Below are 25,529 nucleotides of genomic sequence, written 5' to 3'. Positions count from 1 at the left end.
AAGAGAGTGAAATTTTTTTCATAAATTCAGACCGAATTCGGAAATTGTCAAGACGAATTTACGCAGAGTTAACCGTCTTGTTCGGATGACGAATTTTGCCTGACAATGAAATTATTTGCTTTCAGGGGATTGCAGGCCCCGCGCGTTTGCGATCAATATTCGCTCAAAGCTCCAGCCCGCGCGCACAGGAGCAGGGAACATAATCAAAATATCGAACGGAGGATCGGATGACGGCATCCTGGAGATTTTCAACCCTGGCGGATCGCCATCGCGCGCTGGGTTCGAAACTCGAAGACTGGAGCGGCATGGGCACCGCCTGGACCTACGACAAGGATGCCGACGAGGAATACATCGCTATCCGCACCAAGGCCGGGCTGATGGATGTCTCGGGCCTGAAGAAGGTCCACATCACAGGCCCGCACGCCTCGCACCTCATCGATCTCGCCACCACGCGCGACGTCGAAAAAATCTATCCCGGCAAATCGGCCTATGCCTGCATGCTCAACGAGGCGGGAAAATTCACCGACGACTGCATCCTCTACCGCACCGGGCCGAATAGCTGGATGGTGGTGCATGGCTCGGGAACCGGACATGAGGAGTTGCAGCGGGCGGCGATGGGCAGGGACGTGTCGCTGCGCTTCGACGACAATCTGCACGACCTCTCGCTGCAGGGGCCGGCGGCGGTCGACTATCTTGCCAGGCACGTGCCGGGCATTCGCGACCTCAACTATTTCCATCACATGCAGACGCAGCTCTTCGGTTTTCCGGTGATGATCTCGCGCACCGGCTATACCGGCGAGCGCGGCTATGAAATCTTCTGCCGCGGCCAGGATGCCGGCACGATCTGGGACAGGATCCTCGACGAGGGCAAGAGCGCCGGCATCATCCCGTGCCGCTTCACTACGCTCGACATGCTGCGCGTCGAGAGCTATCTCCTGTTCTATCCCTACGACAATTCGCAGAAATATCCGTTCGAGAATGAAGGCCCCGGCGACACGCTGTGGGAACTCGGCCTCGACTTCACCGTCAGCCCGGGAAAGACCGGCTTTCGCGGCGCCGAGGAGCACTACCGTCTCAAGGGCAAGGAGCGCTTCAAGATCTATGGCGTGTTGCTCGACGGCAAGGAGCCGGCCGACGAGGGCGCCCCGGTCTATCGCGATGGGAAGAAAGTCGGCGTCGTCACCTGCGCCATGTATTCGCCGCTGGTCGAGAAATCGATGGGCATCGCCCGCCTCGACGTCGACTGCGCCGTCAAGGACACAAGGCTCGAGATCCGCAACAGGAGCGGATCGATCAAGGCGACGGCGCAGCCATTGCCGTTCGACGACCCAAAGAAGACCAAGCGCACGGCGAAAGGCTGAGGCATAGTCGAAGGCGAGGGTTCGAGGCACGAAGCAGAGAATGGCAGCCAAGTCGATCATCAGCCGGCCCGTCTACGGAACCTTGTCTCCGCAGCCCGGCAAGCACCATCTTTTCATCGCCGATGCCGAGGGTGCGCTCGCGATAGCGGACATGGCCAAAACGGCTCCGGACGGGTTCTTCGACGGTGCCGAGATCGTCTTCATTCCCGGGCCGGACGACAGGCAAGTCGCCGCTCTCGAAGCGCTGAAACCGGCGCGCTTCCACCAGGCGCCGTCCTTCGCCAGTCTGCTGCCGCGGCTGAAACAGACGCTTGATAACGCGCATATGGGCCTGCGCCTCTATCTCGCCGGTACCGAAGGGCTGATCGGCCAGGCCATGCAGGTGGCGCTCGATGCCGGCATCGACCACACCGCGATCCAGACCGAACATCGCGGCTCGCTGGCGCGCCGCGTGCAGTGCGTGCATTGCAAGGGCATCACCGAGAATGTAACGACGCAACCCGCCACCTGCTCGCATTGCGGCCTGCTACTTCTGGTACGCGACCACTATTCGCGGCGGCTGGCGGCGTTCCAGGGCGTCTGCATCAATGCCGAGGATCGCAGCGAAATTCCTCCGTTCGAGGAGGTCTTCCGATGAGCACCGGCACCACCAAGCTCGACGTCGTCGTCAGCGATGTTGTGCCCGTCAACGAGCTGGTCACCCGCTTTCATTTCCGCCGCCGCGACGGCGAGCTGTTGCCGACCTTTTCAGGCGGCGCCCATGTCGTGGTCGAGATGCGCGACGGCGACCGCACAAGGCTCAATCCCTATTCGCTGATGGGCTCGCCGCTCGACACGCGCGAATACACGATCTCGATACGTCGCGACGATGTCGGCCGGGGCGGCTCGCTGTTTATGCACCGGAGCGTCAAGCCCGGCCTGGAGATGGTGATCTCCTATCCAGTCAATCTGTTCTCACTCGATCTCCGGGCGAAGAAACATTTGATGCTGGCGGGCGGCATCGGCATCACGCCCTTCATGGCCCAGACCGCGCAGTTGGCAGGCGAGGGCGGCAATTTCGAACTGCACTACACCTGCCGCACGGCTTCGCTCGGCACCTATGCCGATGTGCTGCAACAGCGCTACGGCCGCCGGGTCCGGCTCTATCACGACGACCGCGGGGAACGCATAGACCTCGACCGGCTGCTGTCGTCGCAGCCGCTCGGCACGCATCTCTATGTCTGCGGTCCGGCAGGCATGATCGGCTGGGTGCGCGAGCGCGCCGCCGCGCTTGGCTGGCCACCGGAGACCGTGCATTTCGAGCATTTCGCGGCGCCGCAACCGGGATTGCCCTTCGATGTGACGCTGGCCGTCAGCGGCAAGAGCATCCGGGTCGGCGAGCAGCAGAGCCTGCTCGAGGCGATCGAGGCGGCCGGCGTCGATCCGCCCTATCTCTGCCGCGGCGGCGTTTGCGGCCAATGCGAAACCAACGTCATCGCGTCCGACGGCAAGTTCATCCACAACGACCATTGGCTGAGCGAGGAAGATCATCGCTCCGGCTGCAAGATCATGCCGTGCGTGTCGCGCTTCGAAGGCAAATCGCTGGTCTTGGAAAGATAGGAGGCGAGCTTGGGCATCACCTTTCGCAAGGAAACGTTTCGCGACGACTTCACCTTCAGGAACAGCCCTGAGCACATCAGGCGGTTCCCGTTTCCGTTCCATGAAGACAGCTACATGTATGCGGTCAACATCGAGCCGCATGTCGTCGGTCCGAAGGGCAGCGTGCTGGAAAACCTGATAGATGTCGATGAGCACTATGTCGCCGAGATGCAGGACCGCGCTCTGGTCCTGGCCGAGGATCCGTTGCGCTGCCAGTCGCTGCCGCACATGACGCTCGCCGGCTGGGATCTGCTCGAACTTCTGATGGAGCAGCAGGCGCTGGGCTATCCCGAGCATTTCACGCTGACCCGAGACGGCGATCGCTGGCGCTGGATCAACCGGCCGCTCGGCATCGACGACACCTTCACCTTCGGCGACACAACGACGCTGCCTTACGGGCCGATGGAGTACATCACCCGCCAGAGCCAGGGCGATTTCTGCATCCTCGATCAGCGCGACGGCAATCTTTGGATGGATGCCGGAATGGTCACCACCCAAGCCGACTGGTCGCTCGACTTCGACATCGGCATGAACTTCTTCGAGTGGCACGCGCCGGTGCCGCTGGCGCACGAAAAGGGGATTTTCACGCGCGCCCTGAAATTCCTCACCAACATCCAGCAAGGCAAGCCGGCGCGTCGCCTCAACTGGACCATGACCGTCAATCCGCGCCTCGACACCAGCCCCGAGAATTATCACAAATGGGGCCCGGACCGGGCGACGGTGACGCCCGACAATCTCGGCGACAAGGTGCATCTGCGCGTCGAGTTGCAGAGCTTCTGGCGCCTGCCGCGCTCCAACGCCATCGTCTTCCCGATCCGCTGCTACCTGATCAAGATGGACGAACTGGTGACGCAGCCCAAATGGGCCCGCCGCCTGCACCGTGTCATCCGCGACCTGCCCGAGGAGCTTGCCACCTACAAGGGGCTGACGCGGTATCGGCCAACGCTGGTGGAATGGCTCTCGAAGTTGGATGATGGAAGTGCGACGTCACCGGGGTTTGGGCCTGACTGAATCGCCGGTATTGGCGCTGCCCCTCAAGCAGCCAATCTCCCCCGAAGAGGGGGAGATGCCCGGCAGGGCAGAGGGGGGCGCCGTGGAGCGCAGGCCTTGCCCAATGTCCAACCTCTAACGCTCCGCGAAACTCACGACGCGCCGCCCAGCCCAGCCACAATCACGACATGCTGGCAGACACTGTCGATGTCGCGGATAACATCGTCGTTCCAGAAGCGCAGGACGGTCCAGCCCAGGGCTTCGAACTTGGCGGTTCTTGCAGCGTCCAATTCCAACGCTTCGGCTTGGCCATGCTGGGAACCATCAAGCTCGACGATCAGCTTTTTGTCCGGGCATGCAAAATCGACGATATGGCCGGCGATAGGCATCTGGCGCCGAAACCCCAGTCCCATCAACCTATGTGCCCTGATCTCATTCCAGAGCTTGAGTTCGGCGTCGGTCATCACCTTGCGCATCCTGCGCGCATTGCGGCGGTTGTTGGCGGATACGAGATTATGCGTCATCGCGGTTCGCCCCCCTCTGTCCTGCCGGACATCTCCCCCTCAAGGGGGGAGATCGGATGCCACTTCGGCTTTCGCCAATCGCCAATGCTGTAAACAAGGAAATCGAGTCCCCTTACCCCGCGCTCTGCGGATAGCAGATGATCGACAGATAGCGCATGGGCAGTTTCGTCAGTTGCTCCGGTCCGTGCGGGGCGTCGGCGTCGAAGAACAGGCTGTCGCCGGGCTTCATCGGATAGAGATTGCTGCCGTGTCGGTAAACGACCTCGCCCTCGAGCATATAAAGGAATTCCATGCCCTCGTGCTGGAAGGTCGGGAACACGTCCGAATCCTCGGTCAGCGTGATCAGATAGGGCTCGACGACGACGCCGCTGGTGTTTGAGCCGATATGGCCAAGCAGATTGTACTGGTGGCCGGCGCGCGTGCCGCGGCGCTCGACGTCCAACCCTTCGCCCGCCTTGACGAAAACGGCGCTGCGCTCCTCTTCGAAGCGGCGGAAGAAGGCGGTGACGGGAACACCCAGCGCCCGCGACAGCGCCTGCAAAGTGGTCAGCGACGGCGAGGTGATGCCGTTCTCGATCTTCGACAGCATGCCCAGCGAAATGTCGGTGGCGACCGCCAGATCGGCGACGGTGATGCCGAGCTTTTTGCGGAACGCGCGCACCTCGCGGCCGATCGCCACTTCCAGCACCTTTTCACGCGTGTCGCGGATGGCGTGCGGGTTCTGTGTCAGCGGCGCGCGGATGGTCTTCCCGTCCACTGAGACCTTTGGCAGCGGCTTTGCCTTTGCGCCGCCGGCTCCAGCACCGGCCTTTGGATTTGAAGCGTTTTTCGCCATGTCGCCCCCCGGACGTCGCGGATTTATTTCACTCAAGGTGAACATGTTCGGTGGCGATACATGAGCGCAGCCGCGTCGGCAAGCCGTCTTATGTCGCATGCGCCAATCCCGCGATTTCGGCCAATGCGGGTTCTTCGCCAGGAATCCGCCGTGCGCAAACGCCGCTCCCGCAGATGACTGTTGACAGTGCCGAAGGGCCAATTACTGTCACTGCCAGTGAAATTTGTTTCGCTGGGGAAATCAAAAAATGGAGGCCCGGACATGAACACTCGCGTTGCCGTCATCGGGGCCGGACCGTCCGGCCTGGCACAGCTCAGGGCTTTCAAGTCGGCGGCCGACAAAGGGGCAGATATTCCCGAGATCGTCTGCTTCGAAAAGCAGTCCGACTGGGGCGGCCTGTGGAACTACACATGGCGCACCGGCCTCGATGAACATGGCGATCCGGTGCACGGCTCGATGTATCGCTACCTCTGGTCGAACGGGCCGAAGGAATGCCTGGAATTCGCCGACTACACGTTCGAGGAACATTTCGGCCGGCCGATCGGCTCCTATCCCCCGCGCGCCGTGCTGTGGGACTACATCAAGGGCCGCGTCGAAAAGTCAGGCGTGCGCAAATGGGTGCGCTTCAACAGTCCTGTGCGCATGGTGACCTTCTCGGACGAGACGAAGAAATTCACCGTCACCGCGCATGACCGCACCAACGACGTCACCTATTCGGAAGAGTTCGACAATGTCGTCGTCGCGTCCGGGCATTTCTCGGTGCCAAACGTTCCCTATTTCGAGGGGTTCTCGACCTTCAACGGCCGCATCTTGCACAGCCACGATTTCCGCGACGCGATGGAATTCAAGGGCAAGGACATCCTGATCATCGGCCGCTCCTATTCGGCCGAGGACATCGGCTCGCAGTGCTACAAATACGGGGCGAAGTCGATCACCTCGAGCTACCGCTCCAAGCCGATGGGCTTCAAATGGCCTGAGAACTGGAAAGAGGTGCCGCTGCTCCAGAAGGTCGTCGGCAAGACCGCGCATTTCAAGGATGGTTCAACCAAGGATGTCGACGCAATCATCCTGTGCACCGGCTATCTCCATTCCTTCCCCTTCCTCACCGACGACCTGAAGCTCAAGACCGCCAACCGCATGTGGCCGCTGGATCTCTATGAAGGCGTCGTTTGGGAGAAGAACCCGAAGCTTTTCTACATCGGCATGCAGGACCAGTTCTACACTTTCAACATGTTCGACGCGCAGGCTTGGTTCGCGCGCGACGTGATCATGGGCCGCATCAAGCTGCCGTCCGCGCAGGCAATGGCCGAGCACGGCGCCAGATGGCGGGCGCGCGAGGAGACGCTGGAAGACGCCGAGCAGATGATCTGGTTCCAGGGCGACTACACCAAGGAACTGATGGACCAGACCGACTATCCCGGCTTCGACGTCGAGGCGGTCAACCAGACCTTCATGGAATGGGAGCACCACAAGGTGGAAGACATTATGAGCTTCCGCGACCATTCCTACCGCTCGTTGATGACCGGCACCATGGCGCCGCTGCACCATACGCCGTGGCTGCAGGCGCTGGACGATTCGATGGAGAGCTATCTGGAGGTGAAGGGCGTCGCGGCGGAGTAGCGGCTTTCAGGCCGGCAACACGACCCAGTCGTGGCGGCTTTCGCCATAGACGGCTTGCGTCGGCGCAGGGAAAGACGGATCGGCGAAACAGCCGACCGCGACAGCGACCGCCTCCGGTTTGCGCGACGGATACCAGAACACCGTCGAGCCGCAGTTTCCACAAAAGTGGAAAGTGACGGGAAAGCCGCTGTCGGAATTGCGCCGGAATGTCTGGGATGAGCCGTCGATGTCGATCGCGTCGGCATCGAAGAAAGCCGCTATCCCGAACGGACTGCCGGTGCGCCGCTGGCAGTCCAGGCAGTGGCAAAGCGATATTTTGGCCGGCTGTTGCGGACAGCGGATCTGCAATTGGCCACAGGTGCAGCGGGCAATCCTGCTGGTCATGTCTTCCTCCCTTGATAAGTTCGCCGGTTGAGCTTTAACCCAGCCTTGCCCGTGCCTTGGCCGTCCAGGCATTGAACAGCCGGTCGGCGACGATGCCGATGAAGGCGATGGCGAGCCCTGCGACGATGCCGCGGCCCGAATCGGCCTTGGACAGCGCGATGAACACCTCCTGGCCGAGATCACGGGTGCCGACCATGGCGCAGATGATGATCATCGCCAACGCCATCAGGATCGTCTGGTTGACGCCCAGCATGATCTCGGGCAGCGCGAGTGGCAATTGCACGCGAAAGAAAGTCTGGCGCGGCGTGCAGCCCGAAACCTTGGCCGCCTCGATCAGTGCCGGCGGCACCTGCCTGATGCCGTGATTGGTGTAGCGGATCGCCGGCACCACGGCGAAGGCGATCGTTGCGATCATCGCGGTGACGTCGCCGACGCGGAAAAGCATCACCACCGGAATGATGAAGCAGAAGGAGGGCAGCACCTGCAGCGTGTCGATGACGGGCGTGGTCACCTTCTCGAAGCGGTCGCTGCGCGCGGCCATCAGGCCGATCGGAATGCCGATCAGGCAAGCGATGAAAGCCGAGATGCCGCAGAGATAGACGGTCGCCATCGTCTTTTCCCACAGCCCGGTGACGGCGCAGAAGGCGGTCAGCACTGCCACCAGAGCGGCCAGGCGCAACCCGGAAAGCTGAAAGCCGGCAAGGCCGAGCAGGAACACCGCGCCCAGCCACGGAAAGCCCTCGCAGAAGGCCCGCACCGGGTTCAGCACGTTAAGGATCAGCGCCACGCGGAACGCCTCGATGACGTCGAAGAAGTTGATCGTCACCCAATTCACCGCCGCTTTCCACAATGGCGCGGTGGTGAAGGTGATCACCTTCGGCACCGCCGCGAAGGCAGGCACGAAGAGGCCAAGCAGTGTGGTGACGATCAGAATGGCGACGGCCAGCGTCAGATTGCGCCGCCAGAAGGCGGGCTGGACTTGCCGGTGGACGTGACCTTTTGCATGGTTGGCGGCGATGGCCTGGCTCAGCCGGTCGAGCGCGATGGCTAGCGCCACGATGGCCAGCCCCGCTTCCATGGCTTCGCCGACCTTCAGCGCACGCAGCGCCAGCAACACGTCATAGCCTAGCCCGCCGGCGCCGATCATCGAGGCGATGATCACCATGTTCAGCGCCAGCATGATCACCTGGTTGACGCCGACCATCAGCGTCGGCCGCGCCGACGGCAAAAGCACGCGCCACAGTTTCTGCCGCGCCGTGCAGCCGGCCATCTCGCTGAAATCGTCGATCTCGGACGGCACCCGCGACAGGCCGAGCATCGTTGCCCGCACCATTGGCGGCGTGGCGAAGATGGCGGTGGCGATCATCGCCGAAACCGGGCTGTTGCCGAACAGAAGCAGCATCGGGATGAGGTACGCGAAGGTCGGGATGGTCTGCATCAGATCGAGGGCAGGGGAGACCACCAGCCGCTCCGCCCAGGGTTTCCGCCAAGCCCAGATGCCGACGAACAATCCCGTGGCGATGCAGAATGGCACGGCGATGGAAATCAGCGCCAGCGTCAGCATGGCGCTGGTCCATTGGCCGAACAGCGCGATGTAGAGAAAACAGCCGCCGACCAGCATGCCGAGCTTGCGGCCGCCAGCGGCATGCCCGGCGACAAACGCCGCCGCGCAGACGCCGATCCAGGACAGGCGCGGCAGCATATAGGCGTCGGCACCGTGGCCGATCTTGAAATTCTTGGCCAGAAGGTCGAGCGCGAAATCGAGCGGCACGCCGAGCACGGCGGTGATCGACCGCGTCAGCCCTGACAGGTTTATTTTTATCCAGCGCATCAGGGCGCTGACCCAGTCGGCGACCGGCACGATCGCCTCGGCCGGATAATTGACGGCCCAGGGGAAACTGTCCTGGAGCAGGAACACGATCAGCACCACGGCAAGCGCTGCGGCCCAGACCAGCAGCCATGTCTGCGCCGGTCGCGGCCTCGTCTCACTGGCGCTTGCCGTTACTGTCATGCACCGGCTCCTGACCGCTCGATGCCGGCGAGCAGGTCGATCACCGCTTGCGGCGTCACCTCGCCGATCGGCTTGCCGCTGCCGTTGACCACCGCGAACGGTCTGCCGGCCGCGACGATGCTGGCCGAGAAGCTGGCAATCTTGGCCTCCGGCGCCACTGTGCCGCCATGCTCGGCGCCGTCGCAGGCGCGCATGAGGCTCTTCGCCGAGATCACCTTGGCGCGGTCGACGTCGCGGGTGAATTCGGCGACATAGTCTGTCGCGGGATTAACCACCAGTTCCTCCGGCGTGCCGATCTGGATGACTTCGCCATCCTTCATGATGGCGATGCGGTCGGCCAGCCTTGTCGCCTCGTCGAAATCATGGGTGATGAAGACGATGGTCTTGTGCAGCATGGTTTGCAATCGCATCAACTCGTCCTGCATCTCGCGGCGGATCAACGGGTCGAGCGCCGAGAACGGTTCGTCGAGGAACCAGATCTCCGGCTTGGTCGCCAGGCTGCGGGCGATGCCGACACGCTGCTGCTGGCCGCCTGAAAGTTCGCGCGGATAGAAATGCTCGCGGCCGCGCAGGCCGACAAGCTCGATGACTTCGCGGGCGCGTGCTTCGCGCGTCGCACGGTCCTGCCCCTGGATGCTGAGCGGAAAGGCGATGTTGTCCAGCACGTTGAGATGCGGCAGCAGCGCGAAATTCTGGAACACCATGCCCATGCGGTGGCGCCTGAGTTCGATGAGCGCTGCATCCGAGATCTTGAGCAGGTTCTTGCCCTCGAACTCGACCTTGCCGTGCGTCGGCTCGACCAGACGCGACATGCAGCGCACCAGGGTCGACTTGCCCGACCCCGAGAGCCCCATGATGGTGAAGACCTCGCCCTGGCGGATTTCAAGATCGACGCCGCGTACCGCCCCGACCAGTCCGGCAGCGGCGACATCGGCCATGCTGGCCTTGCCGTCGCGCTCGCGGATGAAACTCGCCGCGCTCGAACCGAACAGTTTCCAGACATTGCGGCAAGCCAGCTTTATCGGGCGGGCATCCTTTGGCGCGCCCGCAGCGTTCGGTCCGTGTTCGGTCTTGTCAGGCATTCAAGCGTCCTTCTGGAATATCGACGATTGAGGCCCGGCCGATCGACGGCCGGGTCTCATTCTCCAGTCGGAGCGATCACTGTGCCCAGGCTTTCCAGTCGGCTTCGTGGGCGGCGATCCAGGCGGCGGCGACGTCCTCCGGCGTCTTGCCGCCGAGGTCGATCTCGCCGCTCATCTTGTTGAGCTCGTCGGTGTCGACCGTGTAGGCCTTGGCCACCTTGTAGGCGACGGGCCATTTGTCCTTCATGCCGTTCCAGGCATATTTCCAGATCTCGCCATGCGGCTTGCCGCAATCATATTTGGCATCGGGATTCGTGCCCCATTTCGGGTCGTTGTAGCATTCGGGCGTGTATTCGGGGAATTCGACCCACTCGCCCTTGTATTTGGCCGGCGCCCAATGCGGCGAATAGATCCACAGCATGATCGGCGCCTTGCGCTGGTAAGCGGAATCGAGCTCCGCGAACATCGCCGCGTCGGTGCCGGCGTGGATGACGGTGAATGGCAATTTGAGTGCCTCGACGCGCTCGTCGTCAAAACCCTCCCAGGTCACCGGACCGCCGAGATAACGACCCTTGGGCGCCGTCTCGGCCGTCGAAAAGGCCTCGGCGCATTTCGGATCCTTCAGCGCTTCCCAATTGGGCAGGCCCGGGCATTTCTCCTTCATATATTCGGGGAACCACCACTCTTCCTTGGCCTTGGGGCCGAGCTTGCCGAGGCGCTCGGTCTGGCCGGTGGCGTCGGAAGCCTTCATCGCCTCGCCGGCGGTCGTGTCCCAGAATTCCAGGCCGATATCGAGGTCGCCATTGGTGAGACCGGTGGTCAGGCTGGAGAGGTAATCGGCGGTCGGATATTCGACGGTGTAGCCGAGCTTTTCGAGAATACCGCCGAGAATCTTGGCGTTGAGATTGACGCTGGTCCAGTCGAACAGCGCGATCTTGATGGGATCGTTGGATTCAGGGGCTGCGGCGTGGACGGAAAGCGTTGGCAGGCTCAGTGCCGCGAGCGCGGCGGCGCCCATGGACAGTTTAGAAACTCCGCTCCGAAATGACATGCTTGTTCTCCTTCAAGCTGTGACGGTTATCGTTCGTTCCCTTCTTGCGTCTTTCTGCCCTTGCTGGGTTTTTTCTTGATTGTGTTGGAAAGACCTGCCGTTGCGCAAGGCCGTTTCCGCCATCGCGCGGCCAAAACCGGCGCAGGTGGATTGTGCTGAGTGTTTGATTTGCGGAAATGGTGCTGAAAGGTCGGCGTCATAGCTGCCGACGGATCGCTGCGACAACGATCACCTGCCGGTCGATTGCCAGCCTTATGACGCCCTGCAAAATGCGAGCCATCAGGGTCCCCTGACCTCGGCTATCGGCCCGGCAAGCCCCATCGCCAGAACCGTTTCATGAGATGAAATTATATATACCAACACTTATCGCGCGCAATGACTAAGGCTTGCTGGATGCATAATTCGGACCGCAGGCGAGGTCGCACCCAACCCACCTGCCGAGCCACCTTACCAGCAGACGTAGCCGCCATCGACGATCAGGTCGAGGCCGGTGACGAAGCTCGACGCGCGGCTGGCCAGGAACACGGTCGGCCCGACCATTTCCTCGGGCGCCGCCATGCGCCCCATCGGCGTGTCGCGCTTGAAGATCTTTATCTCTTCCGCCACCTCCGGCCGCTTGTTCATCGGCGTCAGCGTGTAGCCCGGGCTGACCACATTGACGCGCAGGCCGCGGTCGGCCCACTCCATGGCGAGGCTCTTCGACATGTGGATGACGGCGGCCTTCGAGGAATTGTAATGCGCCTGCGTCAGCCCGCGATTGACGATGGTGCCCGACATCGAGGCGATGTTGACGATCGAGCCCTTGCGCCGCGCCAGCATCTTGCGCGCTTCGGCCTGGCAGGACAGGAACACGCCGGCGACATTGACCTCGTGCACCTTCCGCCACGTCTCCAGGGCCATTGTCTCGGCCGGCTCCGATCCGGCGATGCCGGCATTGTTGACGGCAATCGTCAGGGCGCCGAGTTCGCTCTCGACGCGGTCGGTCGCCGCCGCGAGATCGCCCTCGGACGTCACCGTGCCCGTCAGCACCAGCGCCTTGCGCCCAAGCGCGGTGATACGCTGTGCGGTCTCCTCCAGCCCGCCCTTCGATGCATGGCCGAAACAGGCGACGTCGGCGCCGGCCTGCGCCAATCCGATCGCGATTGCCTGGCCGATGCCGCTGCCGGCACCGGTAACCAGCGCGACATCGCCGTCCAGCTTGAAAAGATCCATCGATAGCCCTCCCTGCTTCAGGGAGGGTATGCGCTGTCCCGCGTTCCGATCAAGCCTTCAGCGCGGGCATGGCGACACGGCTAGAAATAGCCGTCGGAGGCGGCCGTGGCTTCTTTCGGGATCTCGACGCCGTCGACCAGGATCTTGTCGACCAGTTCGTGATGGAAGCAGACCAGGCCCTTGATGCGCTCCGCCTCATGCACCGGCTCGGGATAAGACCAGACGAGGTTCTCGTGGCGCTTCTTGCCCGTCGTCACGTGATAGTAGTTGGAGATGCCCTTGTAGGGGCAGCGCGAGATGTAGCGGCTGGGCGCGAACATATCGAGCCGCGTGTCGGAGATTGGCAGATAATGGCGTACCGGATGGCCGGTCTCGAACAGGAACACGCCGCGCCGTGAATCGGCGACCTGCTCGCCGTCCAGGATGACCTGCACCCGCCGTGAGGACGGCAGGCAGTCGACCCGCCGGAACGGGTCGCGGGCGTGGACGAAGATCTCCTCGTCCTCCTCATACCAGTGCGTCATCTTGGGCCAGTAGAAGGACATGTAGTCCGCGATCGGCGGACAGCCCTTGACCGGGTCGAGATAGCGCCAGGCGGCATCCTCGACCAGCGTGATGCCGGTGTTGAGCGAGTAGTGCGTAGCCAGGCCCTTGAACGGATCTTCCGTCGTCGTCCTGCTCGGCAGCAGGAACTCCTCGCGCACGTCACTCATCGGGAAGTAGTAGACCGGCAGGTGATCGGATTCGTAGAACACCAGCGCCCTGGTCGTGTCGGCGACGATCATCGATCCCACTTGCACGCGCAGCCGCTTCTGCATCGGCATGGTGAAGGCGACGTAGCCGGGCTCGAACTCATACTGCACGATCGTGTCGAGCAAGGGAAAATGCGGCCCGCGGCCGCGCAAATGAGGCTTGCGAATGGTAGTCTCCCGTTTCTTTTCTTTTGTCATCGAGTGTTCGCGCAAAGCGAGATGGAGCTGGATTGAGTCATCGTATCGGAGTGGGTTTCCGGGCGGCGGGCTTCTCCTGAGTCGAGCGGCTCGAACAATGGCCCCCCATCGCCCTTCGCAGCCCGCTGGCGGATAGCCTCGCCGCCCGAAATCAGAAATTGTCCATCCAGCCCCTATCCCAGCGACACCCGGTCGAGCAGCAGGCCGGCGGCGATCGGCGGCAGCCCGCTGACATTCTTGCGCACCGGCACCAGGAGGTCGGGGAAATAGCTGAAGATGACAGGCGTCTCGTCGAGCAGCAGCTTCTGGATGTCTGACGCCGCCGCGCGCTGTGCGCCGATGTCGAGCGCCTTGAGATAGGAAGTGACCATGCCGTCATAGGCTGGGCTCTTGAAATGCGCCGCGTTCCACGGACCGTCGCTGACCAGCGGGTTTTTCAGGAACACGTTCGGCACGCTGCGATGGGCGTAGTCGGTGATGCCGAGCGGGCTGTCCAGCCAGTCCGATTGACCGAACACCGCCTTGCCGTAATATTTGTCCTGGTCCTCGATGTTGAGCGAGACGCGCGCGCCGATCTCCTTGGCGAAGTTCTGGAACAGCTGCGCGTAGCCGGGAATGTCGGAGTAGCGCAGCGTCGTCAGCGTGATGTCGAAGCCGCTGCCGAGGCCCACGGCTTCCATAAGCTGCTTGGCCTTGGCGATGTCCTGGGCGCGCTGCGGCACCGTTCTGTCGGTCGCGGGGAAGGCCGGCGCAAACGGGCTGTCATTGCCGGTCGCCGCCATCCCGCGGCACAGCCCATCCACCAGCTTGGAACGGTCGATGCACAGCGCCAGCGCCTGGCGCACGCGCTTGTCGGTGAAAGGCGCCATGTCGCAGCGCATGTGGAGCTGGCGGTGCGCGGTCGAGGCGACGCGCAGCACGGTGATGTCGGGGCTGTTCAGCACCACTTGGCTGACATCGAGCGGAACGGCGTCGAGAATGTCCACTTCGCCGGCCTGCAGCGCCAGGATGCGCGGCTGGACATCGCCGTAGAATTTGAACTCGAGCCGGTCGGGCAGCGCCTTCTCGCCCCAATAATCGGGGTTGCGGATGAACGTCGCGCCGACTTTCGGCGTGTAGCTCTCCAGCCGAAATGGGCCGGTGCCTTCAAAAGTCTTTTCGTAATCGCCCTTGTAGCTCGCCGGCAGGATGACGGCATTGTAGTTGTCGATCGACACCGAATAGGGAAAGCTGCCGTTCGGCACGTCGAGATGGAAGGCGACGGTGTGGTCGTCGACCTTGCGGGTGCCGCCCTTCGACAGCAGGCCCTTGAACACCGAAAGCGCGTTCGAGGCCCCGTCCGGGTCGGCCAGCCGGTCGAAGGTCGCGACGACGTCGTCGGCCTTGAAGTCCTCGCCATTGTGGAATTTCACGCCCTTGCGCAGCTTGAACGTCCAGACGCTGCCGTCCTCGTTCGGCGACCAGCTTTCCGCCAGCACCGGCTTCAGCGTGAGGTCCGGCTGTGTGACGCAGAGGAATTCGGCGGTCTGGAAAACCAGCTGGTAGCTGCCGCTGTCGTAGTAGGTGACGGGATCGATGGCCCCGCCCGGCGTCGCCACGCCGGCGCGCACCGTGCCGCCCGGCTTGCCTTCGGCGCGGGCTTCTTGCGTGCCGAGACCGGCGGCGGCGAGAAGGCTGCCCAAGAACGGCAGCGAAAGGCCGAGAACGCTGCCATGGCGCAGGAAATCGCGTCGGTCGAGCCGGCCGGCCAGCAATTCGTCGACAGCGGAATTTTCGATTGCAGTGAGATTCCGGCGGGCGATGTCGATCCTCTCGAAACGCTTCGGCATGGCTGCAATCCTCGCTTGTATTGGGGCAGGCCATCTAGTTCATCGTTGACCGCCAGCGGAAAGCGATATTTTTTGATAGGGGCCATCGGAATTTTCGATGCGGAGAGCCAAGACATGGACACCGAAAACCTGCGCAGTTTCCTGGAGATTGCCGAGCATGGCAGCTTCACCGTCGCGGCCAATCGGCTGAACCTTGCCCAGTCCACCGTCAGTGCGCGGATAAGAGTGCTGGAGGAGCAGTTGGGGCGACGGCTTTTCGTCCGCGACCGCGATGGCATCACGCTGACGCCGGCCGGCCGCCAGTTCCTGCCGCATGCATCCGCCATCACCCGTACCTGGGAGCAATCGAGGCAGGACATCGCCGTTCCCGATGGCTACGAAACACTGCTGCGGCTGACCGCGCCCGCCTATCTGTGGGAGCGCATCACTTCGCCATGGGTCGAATGGATGCGCGCCGAGCGGCCGAACGTGGCGTTGCGGCTCGAGGGCAGTTTTCCCGATCTGGCGATCGACCAACTGGCCGAAGGCCTCCTCGACATCTGCATCCTCTATCTGCCGCGGCCGCATCCCGGCATCGTTTACGAAACGCTGGCCGTCGACCAGGTGGTGCTTGTCCAGCATGCCGCCCAGACGAAGCCGTGGACCGAGAACTACATACTGATGGACTGGGGGCTCGAATTCCGCATCGAGCATGATCGGGCGTTTGCCGGCATGGTCAAGCCGGCCATTTCGGCCGGCCTGGTCTTCATCGGTTTGCAGCACGTGCTGTCGCAGCAAGCCGCCGCCTATCTGCCGCTCAGCGCCGTCAGCGGCCATATCGAGCGCGGCGAAATGAAACGCGTCGCGAACACGCCCATGTTCCAGCGGCCGATCTATCTTGCCTATCCCAGCAATCCGGCGTCGTCGGATGTGCTCGACGTGGCCTTGGCGGGATTGCGGGCACTGACGAGGGATTGGGCCGGCGAGCAGGGCTTTGCCGAGGGCGACCGGTCCTTCAGCATGGCCGGCCATCCGTGAAGGGCAGGGGCCGTATGTTCGGCTACGCCGGCTCGGTATCGACCGCTGCCGGCCTCTGCAGCCTGGCGAGTTCCACATAGGGAATATGGCAACGGATCGAGTGTCCGGGGCGCGCCTCGGCCAGCGGCGGTTCCTGTTGTTCGCAGATCGGGCCGATCTTGCGTGGGCAGCGCGTGTGGAAGACACAGCCCGGCGGCGGATTGGTGGCGCTGGGGATTTCGCCGTCGAGACGGATGCGCGCCGTCTCGGTCTGGTCGAGCCTGGGCACGGCCGACAGCAGCGCTTCGGTGTAGGGATGATGCGGGCCGGAGAAAACGTCCTCCGACGGCCCAAGCTCCATGATGCGGCCGAGATAGAGCACGGCGATTTTGTCGGAGAGGTAGCGCACCACGCCAAGATCATGCGAGATGAAGATGTAGCTGACGTCTTCCTTCGCTTGCAGATCGGCGAGCAGGTTGAGAATCGCGGCTTGCACCGACACATCGAGCGCGGAGGTCGGCTCGTCGCACACGACGATGCGTGGATCGCCGGCGAAGGCGCGCGCTATGGCAACGCGCTGTTTCAGCCCGCCCGACAGCTGGCGCGGCTTCACGGCCAGATGCCGGTCGGTCAGCCGCACCGAGCGGACGAGGTCGTCGAGGCGCGCCTTGAGCGCCTTGCCGCTCAAGCCTGCCAGCCGCTTCAGAGCGCGGCCGATCAGATGCCTTATCGAATGCGAGCGGTTAAGTGCGGAGTCCGGATTCTGGAAGACGATCTGCATCGCCTTGACCTGGTCGTCGCTGCGGTCCCCCAGCAGCGGCGCCAGCGCCTTGCCCTCGAGCTCGATGCTGCCGCCGTCGTCGGGCGGCACGAGGCCGAGCAGCAGCCTGGCGAAAGTGGTCTTGCCGCTGCCGGATTCGCCGACCAGCCCGAGCGTTTCGCCCGGCCTGAGATCGAGCGACACGTCCTTCACCGCGCGCAGCGAATGGCCATGGCTGGCAAAGGTCTTGTTCAGCCCGGCGACCCGCAATACCGGCGCGGCTGCGGCTTTCGGCGCGGCGGGCGCGTCGCTGGGCGTCGCGCGCGGCAGGGATTGCGCCTTCTCGTGATAGTGGCAGCGCGACAGCCGGCCGCCCAGTTCGTAGAGCGGCGGCAACTCGTTGCGGCAGCGGTCGGTAGCGAGAGCGCAGCGGTCGGTGAAGGGGCAGCCCTTGATGTCGGCCCCGATGCCGGGCAAAAAGCCCGGGATGGTGTCGAGGCGGCCCTGGTCCTTGCGCTGGCCGCCGCGCGGCAGGCAGCGCAGCAGCGCTACCGTATAGGGATGGCGCGGATCGTTGAAGACGGCCTCCGTCGGCCCTTCCTCGACCAGCATGCCGGCATAGAGCACGCCGACGCGATCGCACATGTTGGAGACGACGGCGAGATTGTGGCTGATGAACAGGATCGAGGCCGACAATTCTTGCCGCAGCTGCGCGATCAGGTCGAGCACCTCGGCTTCGACGGTCGCGTCGAGGCCGGTCGTCGGCTCGTCCAGGATCAGCATCGAAGGATCGTTGGCCAGCGCCATGGCGATCGCCACGCGCTGCTGCATGCCGCCGGAAAGCTGGTGCGGATAGCGTTGCATGACGCTGACCGGATCGGAGATCCGCACCCGGTTCAGCATGGCGATTGCGCGATCCTCGGCTGCCTGCCCCGTTTTGCCCCCAAGCTCGAAGATCTCGGTCAGCTGGCGACCGATGCGGATCGACGGGTTCAGCGCCTTGCCGGGGTCCTGATAGACCATTGAGACGCTTTCGGCTCGCATCTTTCTGAGCGCCTCGGCATCGAGCTTCATGACGTCCTGTCCGTCGAGCGAGATCGCGCCGCCTGATATGGAACCGTTTCGCGGCAGGTAGCGCACGACGGAAAGGGCGACCGTGGATTTGCCGCAGCCGGATTCGCCGACCAGCCCATAGGCCTCGCCTTGGCCGATGGTGAGACTGAGATTGCGCAGCACCGCCCGGTTTCGGCCGGAAACACGATAAGCGACCGACAGGTCGTTGAGGTCGAGTGCGTTCTGGGCCTGCGCCTTCCGGGTCTTGGAGGGTTCAGTCATTGAAGGCTCCATGCACGCCGTCGGCCGCCAGGTTGACGCCGATCACCAGCGAGGCGATGGCGAGCGCGTCGAACAGCACGGTCCACCAGAAGCCGCCGCCGATCATGCCGTAATTGCTGGAAATCGAGAGCCCCCAGTCCGGCGACGGCGGCTGGATGCCGAAGCCCATGAAGGAAAGCGTGGCAACCGCGAAAATGGCATAACCAAGCCGCACGGTCGTTTCAACCAGGATCGGCGGAATGACGTTGGGCAGGATCTCGACGAACATCGTATGCAGCGCACTCTCATGCCTGAGCTGGGCCGCGGCGACATAGTCGAGCTCGCGCTCAGCCAGCACCGCCGAGCGCACGGTGCGCGCGATGATCGGCGCGAAGCTCAGGCCGATGACCACGATGACGGTGGTCTTGGACGTGCCGAGCGCCACGATGGCGAGCAGCGCCACGATCACCACCGGGATTGCCATGAAGGCTTCCAGGATGCGGCTGACGACATCGTCGACGATACCGCGGAAGTAACCGGTGAGCAGCCCGAGCGCCGTGCCGGCCACCGTCGCCAGCAATGTCGCCAGCGGCGCCACGGTCAGGATGTCGCGCGAGCCGACGATGACGCGCGAGAAGACGTCGCGGCCGATCTGGTCGGTGCCGAACCAGTGTTCGGCCGAAGGCGGCGCCAGCGCGTTGATGATGTCGTCGGCGAGCGGATCGTAGGGCGCGAAATGTTCGCCGAACAGCGCACAGGCGACCCAGAACAGCACAATGGTGATGCCGACGAGGAAGGTGCCGGAGCGAAGCAGCGAGGACAAAACCTCCGCCAGGGGGCTGCGCTGGCGGGTGTCGTCCTGTCTGGCGGGACTGGTCTGGACGGCGCTCATTGTTCTGACCCCAGCCGGATGCGTGGATTGAGCACGGAATAGAGGAAGTCGGCCACAAGGGTGGCCACGGCATAGACGATTCCGATGGTCAGGATGCCCGATTCCAGCATCGGGAAATCCTTGCCGCGCGCAGCGGTGAAGATCAGCGAGCCGATACCCTGGTAGCGGAACAGCGTCTCGATCACCACCAGCCCGCCGATGAGATAGCCGGTCTGGGTGGCAATGACGGTGATGGTCGGCAGCAGCGCATTGCGCAGCACATGGCGCCAGATCACCGTGCGCCAGGGCAGGCCCTTGAGCACCGCGGTTCGCGTATAGTCGGAATCGAGCGCCTCGATCATGCCCGAGCGCGCCATGCGCGCGATATAGCCGAACAGCACCAGGAACAGCGGCAGCGCCGGCAGGATCAGGTAGTAAAGCTGCGTGAAGAAACCGGCATCGCGCGGCCATGCCGCCGAGATCGGCAGCCAGCGCAGCCAGACGCCGAAGATCAGGATCAGGATGATGCCGGTGACGAACTCCGGCAGCACCGTCACCGACAGGCCGCCAAGGCTGATGATGCGGTCGAGCGGCCGGTTGAGGTTGAGGGCCGCGACGACGCCGCCAAGGATGCCGATCGGCACCACCAGCACGAAGGCGACCGCCGCCAGCTTCATCGAATTCCCCAGCGCATCGATGACGAAGGGGGCGACTGGCGAGCGGAAGATGTAGGATGTGCCCATGTCACCCTGGACGAAGTTTGAAATCCAGCTCCAGTACTGGGCAAGCAGTGGCCGGTCGACGCCGAGCGAATGGTTGAGCGCATCGACGGCGCGCTGGTCGGCGAACGGCCCCAATATGGCGCGCCCGACATTGCCGGGCAGCACCTGCCCGCCCAGGAAGACCATGATGCTGAGCAGGAACAGCGTGACGAGCGAAAGCGAGACGCGCCGGACAAGGAAGGAGAGAATGGCTAACACTCCCTGAGTAGCCAGCTCCCGTCAGGAAGCTGGCTGTTATAGGATTGGCTTTCCCTTCCGCTCAGGCCTTCGACGCCTTTTCGAGGAACAGCTGCGACATCGCGGTCGGCTGCACGCCGGCCACGCCCTTCGCCGTCGCCGTCAGATAGTCGTAGAAATAGCCGAAGATGACCGGCGTCTCCTCGAGCAGAAGTTTCTGGATCTTGCCTGCCGTCGCCTTCTGCGCTTCGAGATCGAGGGCCGCGATATAGCTGGTCGCCAGCGCGTCGTAGTCCTTGTTCTTGAAGTGCGCCGCGTTCCACGTGCCTTCGCTCTTCAGCGGGGCGGCAAGATAGACGTTCGGCACGCCGCGGTGGCCGTAGTCGGTGATGCCCATTTCCGAGTCCAGCCAGTTCGATTTGCCGAACACGGCGTCGCCGTAATAGGCGCTCTGGTCGAGGATGTTGAGCTCGAGCTCGATGCCGATTTCCTTGACCCAGTTCTGGATGAGCTGGGCGTATTCGGGGATTTCGAGATAGCGCTCGGTGGTCAGCGTCATCTTGAAGCCCTTGCCCGCGCCCGCCGCCTCCATGAGCTGCTTGGCCTGCGCGATGTCCTGCTTGCGCTGCGGCACGCTCGCATCGGTCGAGGGATAAACCGGGGCGAACGGGCTGTCGTTGCCAGCCACGGCGCGCCCCTTCATCAGGCCCGCGACCAGCTTGTCGCGGTCCAGGCTGAGCGCGATGGCGCGGCGCACGCGCGCATCCTTCATCGGCCCGTCGTCGCAGCGCAGGTGCAGTTGCTGGTGCGCCGACGATTTCAGGCTGATGATGTCGATGTTGGGATCGTTGAGCAGCGCCACGCCAGACAGGACAGGCATCTGGTTGATGATGTCGACCTGCCCGCCCTGCAGCGCCAGGATCATTGGCTGCATGTCGGCAAAGAAGGTGAATTCGGTGCGTTCCGGCAGCGCCTTCTCGCCCCAGTAGCCTTCGTTGCGGACGAAGGACGCGCCGACCTTTGGCGTGTATTTGTCGATCTTGAAGGGCCCGGTGCCGTCGAAGCTCTTTTCGTAGTCGCCCTTGTAGCTCGCCGGCACGATCACGGCGTTGTAATTATCGGACGACACCATGTAGGGAAAGTTGCCGTTCGGGGCGTCGAGGTGGAATTCCACGGTGTAGTCGTCGACCTTCTTGCTGGCGCCCTTCGACAGGATGCCGGTGAACACCGACAGTGCGTTGGACGAGTTGGCCGGGTCGGCGATCCGGTCGATGCTGGCCACCACGTCGTCGGCCTTCATCTCGCCGCCGCTATGGAACTTCACGCCCTTGCGCAGCTTGAAAGTCCACACCGAGCCGTTGTCGTTCGGCTTCCAGCTTTCAGCCAGCGCCGGCTTGAGCACGAGATCGGGGCCGTCGACGCAGAGGAACTCCGCGACTTGCTGCATGATCAGCAGGCCGCCGGCATCGGCGATGGTGACAGGGTCGATCGTCGCCGCCGGCACGCTGCTTGCGACGCGGATCGTGGCGCCTGGCGCGCCTTGCGCCCGGGCGAGCGACGGCATGGCACCGAGGCCCGCGGCCGTGGTGATGCCGCCCAGCAGCGGCAGCGACAGGCCGAGCAGGCTGCCATGGCGGATGAAGTCGCGGCGGCTGACACGGCCGTCGACGAGACCGTCGATGAGGTGATTTTCGAGCGGCGAGCGATTGCGCCGGATGAGGTCGAGAATGCGATAATTCTTGCTCATGGGTTTGACCCTTTCCCCTGTTTCTTATGGTTGACGAAAATTCGCGACTATACCGTTTCCGGTCGCCAGAGGCCTGTAGACCGGGACTGTAGCACGCGGTTTTGTCCGGTCCATCCAGTCCTTGGCGCGGACGTGCCGGTTTCTGGGCTGCACTGCTTCCTCTAGTCCGTGGCCACCCTTTCCGACCGGGATCGCGGCGGCTGGCTTCTGCTGTTGTGGCCGGCCGCCCTCATCTAGTTCAGCGGCAAACGACGGTAAGTTCCGGGCTTTGCCGGATCGTGATATTTGTTGCAGGGCCCGTTCTCGGCGAAGTTGCGATGGCAGGCAGCGAGCCGTTCTCGCGACAATGTGATGCCGAGACCGGGCCCCTCCGGCACAGGCACGACATTATTCCTCGGGCAAAACGGTCCTTCCTCGGTGATGTCGGTCGGTTGCATGCGAAACAGCGACTGGTTCGGTTCCCGTATCCAGCCGAGCGCCGCGCATAGATGCAGGTAGGCGGCGCTGCCGATGCCGCTGTCGCCGCTGTAGCACCAGAAATCGATGCCGGCGTGCTCGCAGGCGCCGACGAAGCGCAGCATGCGGCCGATGCCGCCATGCGCGGTTGGATTGCCGACGAAGGCGTCGGGCACCTTGAGGTCCATGGCGCGGGCGATGTCGATGTTGTGGGTCGAGAACGGGATCGAGCAATGGCGCCTGAGTTCGCGCATCTCCTCGATCGTCGCCACTGGATCCTCCCAATTGCGCACGCTAAGCTCTTCCAGCGGCCGTGCCAGTCGCCGGGCGGTGCTGAGCGAATAGGCCTGGTTGGAATCGATGCGGATCATCGCATCGTCGCCGAGCTTCCTGCGGATCAATTCGATCATCTTCAGCGAGATTTTTGGATCCTGCGTCGAGAACTTCCCTTCGAAGAAGGTCGTTCCGTGGGTCTCATGAAGCTCGACGCAGTAGTCGGCGACTTCCTCCGGCGTCGTCTCGCCTTTCACCCTTGGCCCGTCGCCGCGCAGCGAAAAGTAATCGGTGAACGGGATCTCCTTGCGCACGGCGCCGCCGAGCAGTTGGTAGAGCGGCTGGTTCCACACCTTGCCGCGCAGGTCCCAGAGCGCCATCTCGATCGCGCCGAAGGCCATGATGCGGGCGCGGTCGTTGATCGACTGCACGCCGGTCCAGTAGGGGAGGCAGACATGCTCGGCGCCCGCGATGTCGAAGGCGTCGCGGCCCACGAGCCGCGGTGCCAGGATGTCGTTGATGATCGCGGCTGCTGCCGGCGTCGGTGCTTCGCCGAGGCCGATCAGGCCATCTTCGGTCTCCACTTCGACAATGGTCGGCGAGAAGCCGTCGAGTTCACCGAACACCCAGGCATAAGGCGCCTCGAGCCTGAGGTTGATCGGCGTCGCCTTGATGCCGCGGATTTTCACCGGCCGACCTCGAAGAAGGGCTTGCCGAGAAGATCCGGGACGACGTCGATGCCGAGGCCCGGACCATCCGGAACGCCCATGCGGCTGCCGGTGACCGGCGGCTTGTTCGACGCCGTGCGCACCGTCACCCATTCGTGGAACGCGATGGCGTGCAGGCGGCGCTCCTGCGGCGTCGACAGCGACAGATGCGCCATGGCTGCCGTGTCGATCTCGGCGCCGCCGGTATCCTCGACGGTGATCATGAAGCCGAGGTCGACGGCGACATCGCGGATCAGCCGGGTCCTGCCGACGCCGCCGAGCCGCGAGATCTTCAGCGTCAGCCCGTCGGCCGCGCCCCGGCGATGAATTTCCAGCATGTCCTCCAGCGAGGTGACCGATTCGTCGAGCACCATCGGCTTGTCGAGCATGCGGCGCACCGACATGTTTTCCTCGATCGTCGTGCAGGGTTGCTCGAATGTGTAATCGATCGAGCGCGTCGCATCAGCGAACTGGCGCGCCTGGTAGTGCGTCCAGCCGGCATTGGCATCGCAGAAGATGACAGTGTCTTTCGGCACTGAGGCGGCGACCGCCGTGACGCGTTCGATGTCGTCGCGAACGTTGCCGCCGACCTTGACCTGCAGCCGGTGGAAGCCGTCCTGGACGATGCGCTTCGCAAGTGCGGCCATGGCATCGACGCTGCCATGGGTGACGACCTTGTAAAGCTCGGCCGTATCGCTCTCCTTGCCGCCCAGCATCGTCACCAGCGGCACGTCGGCGGCGCGCGCGGCGAGATCCCAGCAGGCCATGTCGAGCGCCGACTTGATGTAGGGATGCCCTTTGAACACGATGTCCATCAGCCGGCCGATGCCGGCGAGGCCGCGCGGGTCGTGGCCGATGAGGTGCGGGGCGATCTCCATAACGCCGGCACGGGCGCCCGCCGGGAAGGCGGCCGAATAGAAATTGCCGAGCGGCGCCATCTCGCCCCAGCCGGTGATGCCGTCATCGGAGGTGATCGATACGATCACTGCGTCGAAGGCGTCGGCGACGCGCCCCTTCGACATGCGATAGGGGCCGTCCACGAAGGGCTGCGCGACATGGTAGGCTTTGATGGTTGCGATCTGCACGTTGATGTCCGTTGTCCGCTGGGGAAGGATCAGGCGCCTTTCGACGGGCGCCGTTCGAGAGCGCGCGCGTAGGCAAGAAGCTCTTCGAAGTCGTGGTCTATATGCTCGCGGGCGTGGCGCTGGGCAGCGCGCATGTCGTCGCCCTTGAGCAGCCGCACGTAAGTCTCGTGAACGTTCTCGGCAGGCACCGCTTCGTTGCGTGCCTGCTGGTGCAGGGCAAAATACATCTGCAACCGGCTGGTCAGCCGTTGCCATGTTTCCAAAAGAACGGAATTGTCGGCCCATTCGTGAATCAGGCCATGCAGTTGCAGCGCGGTTTCGATCTGCCTTGTGGTGTCGCGGTCGCGCGTCGCCTGCTTCACCGCCTCATGGCGCCGGTCGAGCTCATCGAAAAAGCGCTGGTCGCGCAGCTCCCATGTCCGCTCGATGGCGAATTCGTCGAGCACCTTGTTGAGCGAGTAGACATCGTCGATGTCCTTGGCGGTGACATTGATGACGAAGGTGCCGGCATAGGGGATGCTGGTCAGGATACCTTCCTGCACCAGCTCGCGCATCGCTTCGCGCAAAGGCGCGCGGCTGACGCGCATCTGTTCGGAAATCCTGAGCTCGTTGAGCTTTTGGCCCGGCTCCAACTGGCCGGTTAGGATTGCCCGTCGCAGCAGCGCCACGATCTCCGCGCGTCGGGTCGTATCCGCGATTGGACTGAAATCCGCCTTTGCCATCCCGGCCACTCCCGACGAAACAAAGGCAAGACAAGCAGATTGTCGACAATCTAGCAAGGACTTTTGCGGCTTTTTTCACATCGCCGGTACTGGCCGGGCGGAGCTGCTCGCAAAAGCGGCGCCCGCGACCTGTGGGAAGGCCGGGGCGCCGC

At 63.4% G+C, this 25,529-nt stretch carries 22 protein-coding genes; 6 read left to right on the top strand and 16 right to left on the bottom strand.

The window, feature by feature from the left end; all coding sequences use genetic code 11:
- Positions 1-227 precede the first annotated feature (227 nt).
- Genes FJ973_RS25725 through FJ973_RS25710 form a run of 4 tightly spaced genes read left to right on the top strand, consistent with a single transcriptional unit; the run spans position 228 to position 4,010 of the window.
- Positions 228-1,361 (top strand): aminomethyltransferase family protein, encoded by a 1,134-nt coding sequence (locus tag FJ973_RS25725; RefSeq protein ID WP_140497877.1) that lies wholly within the window; start codon positions 228-230, stop codon positions 1,359-1,361.
- A gap of 40 nt (positions 1,362-1,401) precedes the next feature.
- Positions 1,402-1,998 (top strand): dimethylamine monooxygenase subunit DmmA family protein, encoded by a 597-nt coding sequence (locus FJ973_RS25720; RefSeq protein ID WP_140497879.1) that lies wholly within the window; start codon positions 1,402-1,404, stop codon positions 1,996-1,998.
- On the top strand, positions 1,995-2,960 hold the full coding sequence (locus FJ973_RS25715) for a PDR/VanB family oxidoreductase (RefSeq protein WP_140497881.1): 966 nt from the start codon (positions 1,995-1,997) through the stop codon (positions 2,958-2,960). Before FJ973_RS25720 ends, FJ973_RS25715 begins: the two co-directional genes overlap by 4 nt.
- A 9-nt stretch (positions 2,961-2,969) precedes the next feature.
- Positions 2,970-4,010 (top strand): DUF3445 domain-containing protein, encoded by a 1,041-nt coding sequence (locus FJ973_RS25710; protein WP_140558277.1) that lies wholly within the window; start codon positions 2,970-2,972, stop codon positions 4,008-4,010.
- A gap of 131 nt (positions 4,011-4,141) precedes the next feature.
- On the opposite strand, the gene FJ973_RS25705 is transcribed toward FJ973_RS25710, so the two are convergent.
- Positions 4,142-4,513, bottom strand: a complete 372-nt coding sequence (locus tag FJ973_RS25705) for an endonuclease domain-containing protein (RefSeq protein ID WP_140558275.1) — start codon at positions 4,511-4,513, stop codon at positions 4,142-4,144.
- A 112-nt stretch (positions 4,514-4,625) separates the two neighbouring features.
- Entirely contained in the window at positions 4,626-5,348 is a 723-nt protein-coding gene (locus tag FJ973_RS25700; RefSeq protein WP_140497887.1) for an XRE family transcriptional regulator, read from the bottom strand.
- A 261-nt stretch (positions 5,349-5,609) separates the two neighbouring features.
- Between FJ973_RS25700 and FJ973_RS25695 the strand changes: the two genes are divergently transcribed.
- Positions 5,610-6,968 carry an NAD(P)/FAD-dependent oxidoreductase gene (locus tag FJ973_RS25695; RefSeq protein ID WP_140558273.1) on the top strand — a complete coding sequence of 453 codons (1,359 nt, stop codon included), beginning with the start codon at positions 5,610-5,612 and terminating at the stop codon, positions 6,966-6,968.
- Positions 6,969-6,974: 6 nt separating this feature from the next.
- On the opposite strand, the gene FJ973_RS25690 is transcribed toward FJ973_RS25695, so the two are convergent.
- The 7 genes from FJ973_RS25690 to FJ973_RS25660 form a co-directional block, all read right to left on the bottom strand.
- A complete protein-coding gene (locus tag FJ973_RS25690; RefSeq protein WP_140514715.1) occupies positions 6,975-7,352 on the bottom strand; it encodes a GFA family protein in 378 nt (125 codons plus the stop codon).
- A 34-nt stretch (positions 7,353-7,386) separates the two neighbouring features.
- Positions 7,387-9,363 carry an ABC transporter permease subunit gene (locus tag FJ973_RS25685; RefSeq protein ID WP_140558271.1) on the bottom strand — a complete coding sequence of 659 codons (1,977 nt, stop codon included), beginning with the start codon at positions 9,361-9,363 and terminating at the stop codon, positions 7,387-7,389.
- On the bottom strand, positions 9,360-10,445 hold the full coding sequence (locus FJ973_RS25680; protein ID WP_140558270.1) for a glycine betaine/L-proline ABC transporter ATP-binding protein: 1,086 nt from the start codon (positions 10,443-10,445) through the stop codon (positions 9,360-9,362). The genes FJ973_RS25685 and FJ973_RS25680 overlap by 4 nt, the downstream gene beginning before the upstream one ends.
- Before the next feature lie 76 nt (positions 10,446-10,521).
- Entirely contained in the window at positions 10,522-11,496 is a 975-nt protein-coding gene (locus FJ973_RS25675) for an ABC transporter substrate-binding protein (protein WP_140558268.1), read from the bottom strand.
- 447 nt (positions 11,497-11,943) lie between these two features.
- Positions 11,944-12,708, bottom strand: coding sequence for an SDR family oxidoreductase (locus FJ973_RS25670; protein WP_140514719.1), 765 nt, complete (start codon positions 12,706-12,708; stop codon positions 11,944-11,946).
- An 80-nt stretch (positions 12,709-12,788) separates the two neighbouring features.
- The gene (locus FJ973_RS25665) at positions 12,789-13,658 is read right to left on the bottom strand and encodes a DUF427 domain-containing protein (protein ID WP_140558266.1); all 870 of its coding nucleotides are present in this window, start codon (positions 13,656-13,658) and stop codon (positions 12,789-12,791) included.
- A gap of 173 nt (positions 13,659-13,831) precedes the next feature.
- Entirely contained in the window at positions 13,832-15,487 is a 1,656-nt protein-coding gene (locus tag FJ973_RS25660) for an ABC transporter substrate-binding protein (protein ID WP_140558264.1), read from the bottom strand.
- A 114-nt stretch (positions 15,488-15,601) separates the two neighbouring features.
- Here FJ973_RS25660 and FJ973_RS25655 point away from each other — a divergent pair, with 114 nt between their 5' ends.
- Complete coding sequence (locus FJ973_RS25655; RefSeq protein WP_140558262.1) at positions 15,602-16,504, top strand: LysR family transcriptional regulator; 903 nt, start codon at positions 15,602-15,604, stop codon at positions 16,502-16,504.
- Between the two features lie 22 nt (positions 16,505-16,526).
- On the opposite strand, the gene FJ973_RS25650 is transcribed toward FJ973_RS25655, so the two are convergent.
- The 7 genes from FJ973_RS25650 to FJ973_RS25620 all read right to left on the bottom strand — a co-directional run bounded on the left by FJ973_RS25650 (position 16,527) and on the right by FJ973_RS25620 (position 25,377).
- Entirely contained in the window at positions 16,527-18,578 is a 2,052-nt protein-coding gene (locus FJ973_RS25650) for an ABC transporter ATP-binding protein (RefSeq protein WP_140558260.1), read from the bottom strand.
- A complete protein-coding gene (locus FJ973_RS25645; RefSeq protein WP_140497909.1) occupies positions 18,571-19,449 on the bottom strand; it encodes an ABC transporter permease in 879 nt (292 codons plus the stop codon). Before FJ973_RS25645 ends, FJ973_RS25650 begins: the two co-directional genes overlap by 8 nt.
- A complete protein-coding gene (locus FJ973_RS25640; protein WP_140498118.1) occupies positions 19,446-20,399 on the bottom strand; it encodes an ABC transporter permease in 954 nt (317 codons plus the stop codon). Before FJ973_RS25640 ends, FJ973_RS25645 begins: the two co-directional genes overlap by 4 nt.
- A gap of 70 nt (positions 20,400-20,469) precedes the next feature.
- Positions 20,470-22,134, bottom strand: a complete 1,665-nt coding sequence (locus tag FJ973_RS25635; RefSeq protein WP_140497911.1) for an ABC transporter substrate-binding protein — start codon at positions 22,132-22,134, stop codon at positions 20,470-20,472.
- A gap of 233 nt (positions 22,135-22,367) precedes the next feature.
- Positions 22,368-23,552 carry a mandelate racemase/muconate lactonizing enzyme family protein gene (locus tag FJ973_RS25630; RefSeq protein ID WP_140497913.1) on the bottom strand — a complete coding sequence of 395 codons (1,185 nt, stop codon included), beginning with the start codon at positions 23,550-23,552 and terminating at the stop codon, positions 22,368-22,370.
- On the bottom strand, positions 23,549-24,655 hold the full coding sequence (locus tag FJ973_RS25625; protein ID WP_140558258.1) for a mandelate racemase/muconate lactonizing enzyme family protein: 1,107 nt from the start codon (positions 24,653-24,655) through the stop codon (positions 23,549-23,551). The genes FJ973_RS25630 and FJ973_RS25625 overlap by 4 nt, the downstream gene beginning before the upstream one ends.
- Positions 24,656-24,684: 29 nt before the next feature.
- Complete coding sequence (locus FJ973_RS25620) at positions 24,685-25,377, bottom strand: GntR family transcriptional regulator (RefSeq protein WP_140558256.1); 693 nt, start codon at positions 25,375-25,377, stop codon at positions 24,685-24,687.
- Positions 25,378-25,529: the final 152 nt, after the last annotated feature.

Source organism: Mesorhizobium sp. B2-1-3, assembly GCF_006442495.1.
Lineage (GTDB): Bacteria > Pseudomonadota > Alphaproteobacteria > Rhizobiales > Rhizobiaceae > Mesorhizobium.
Note: the sequence above shows the minus strand (reverse complement) of the source record. Positions and strands in the feature narration are given on the sequence as shown.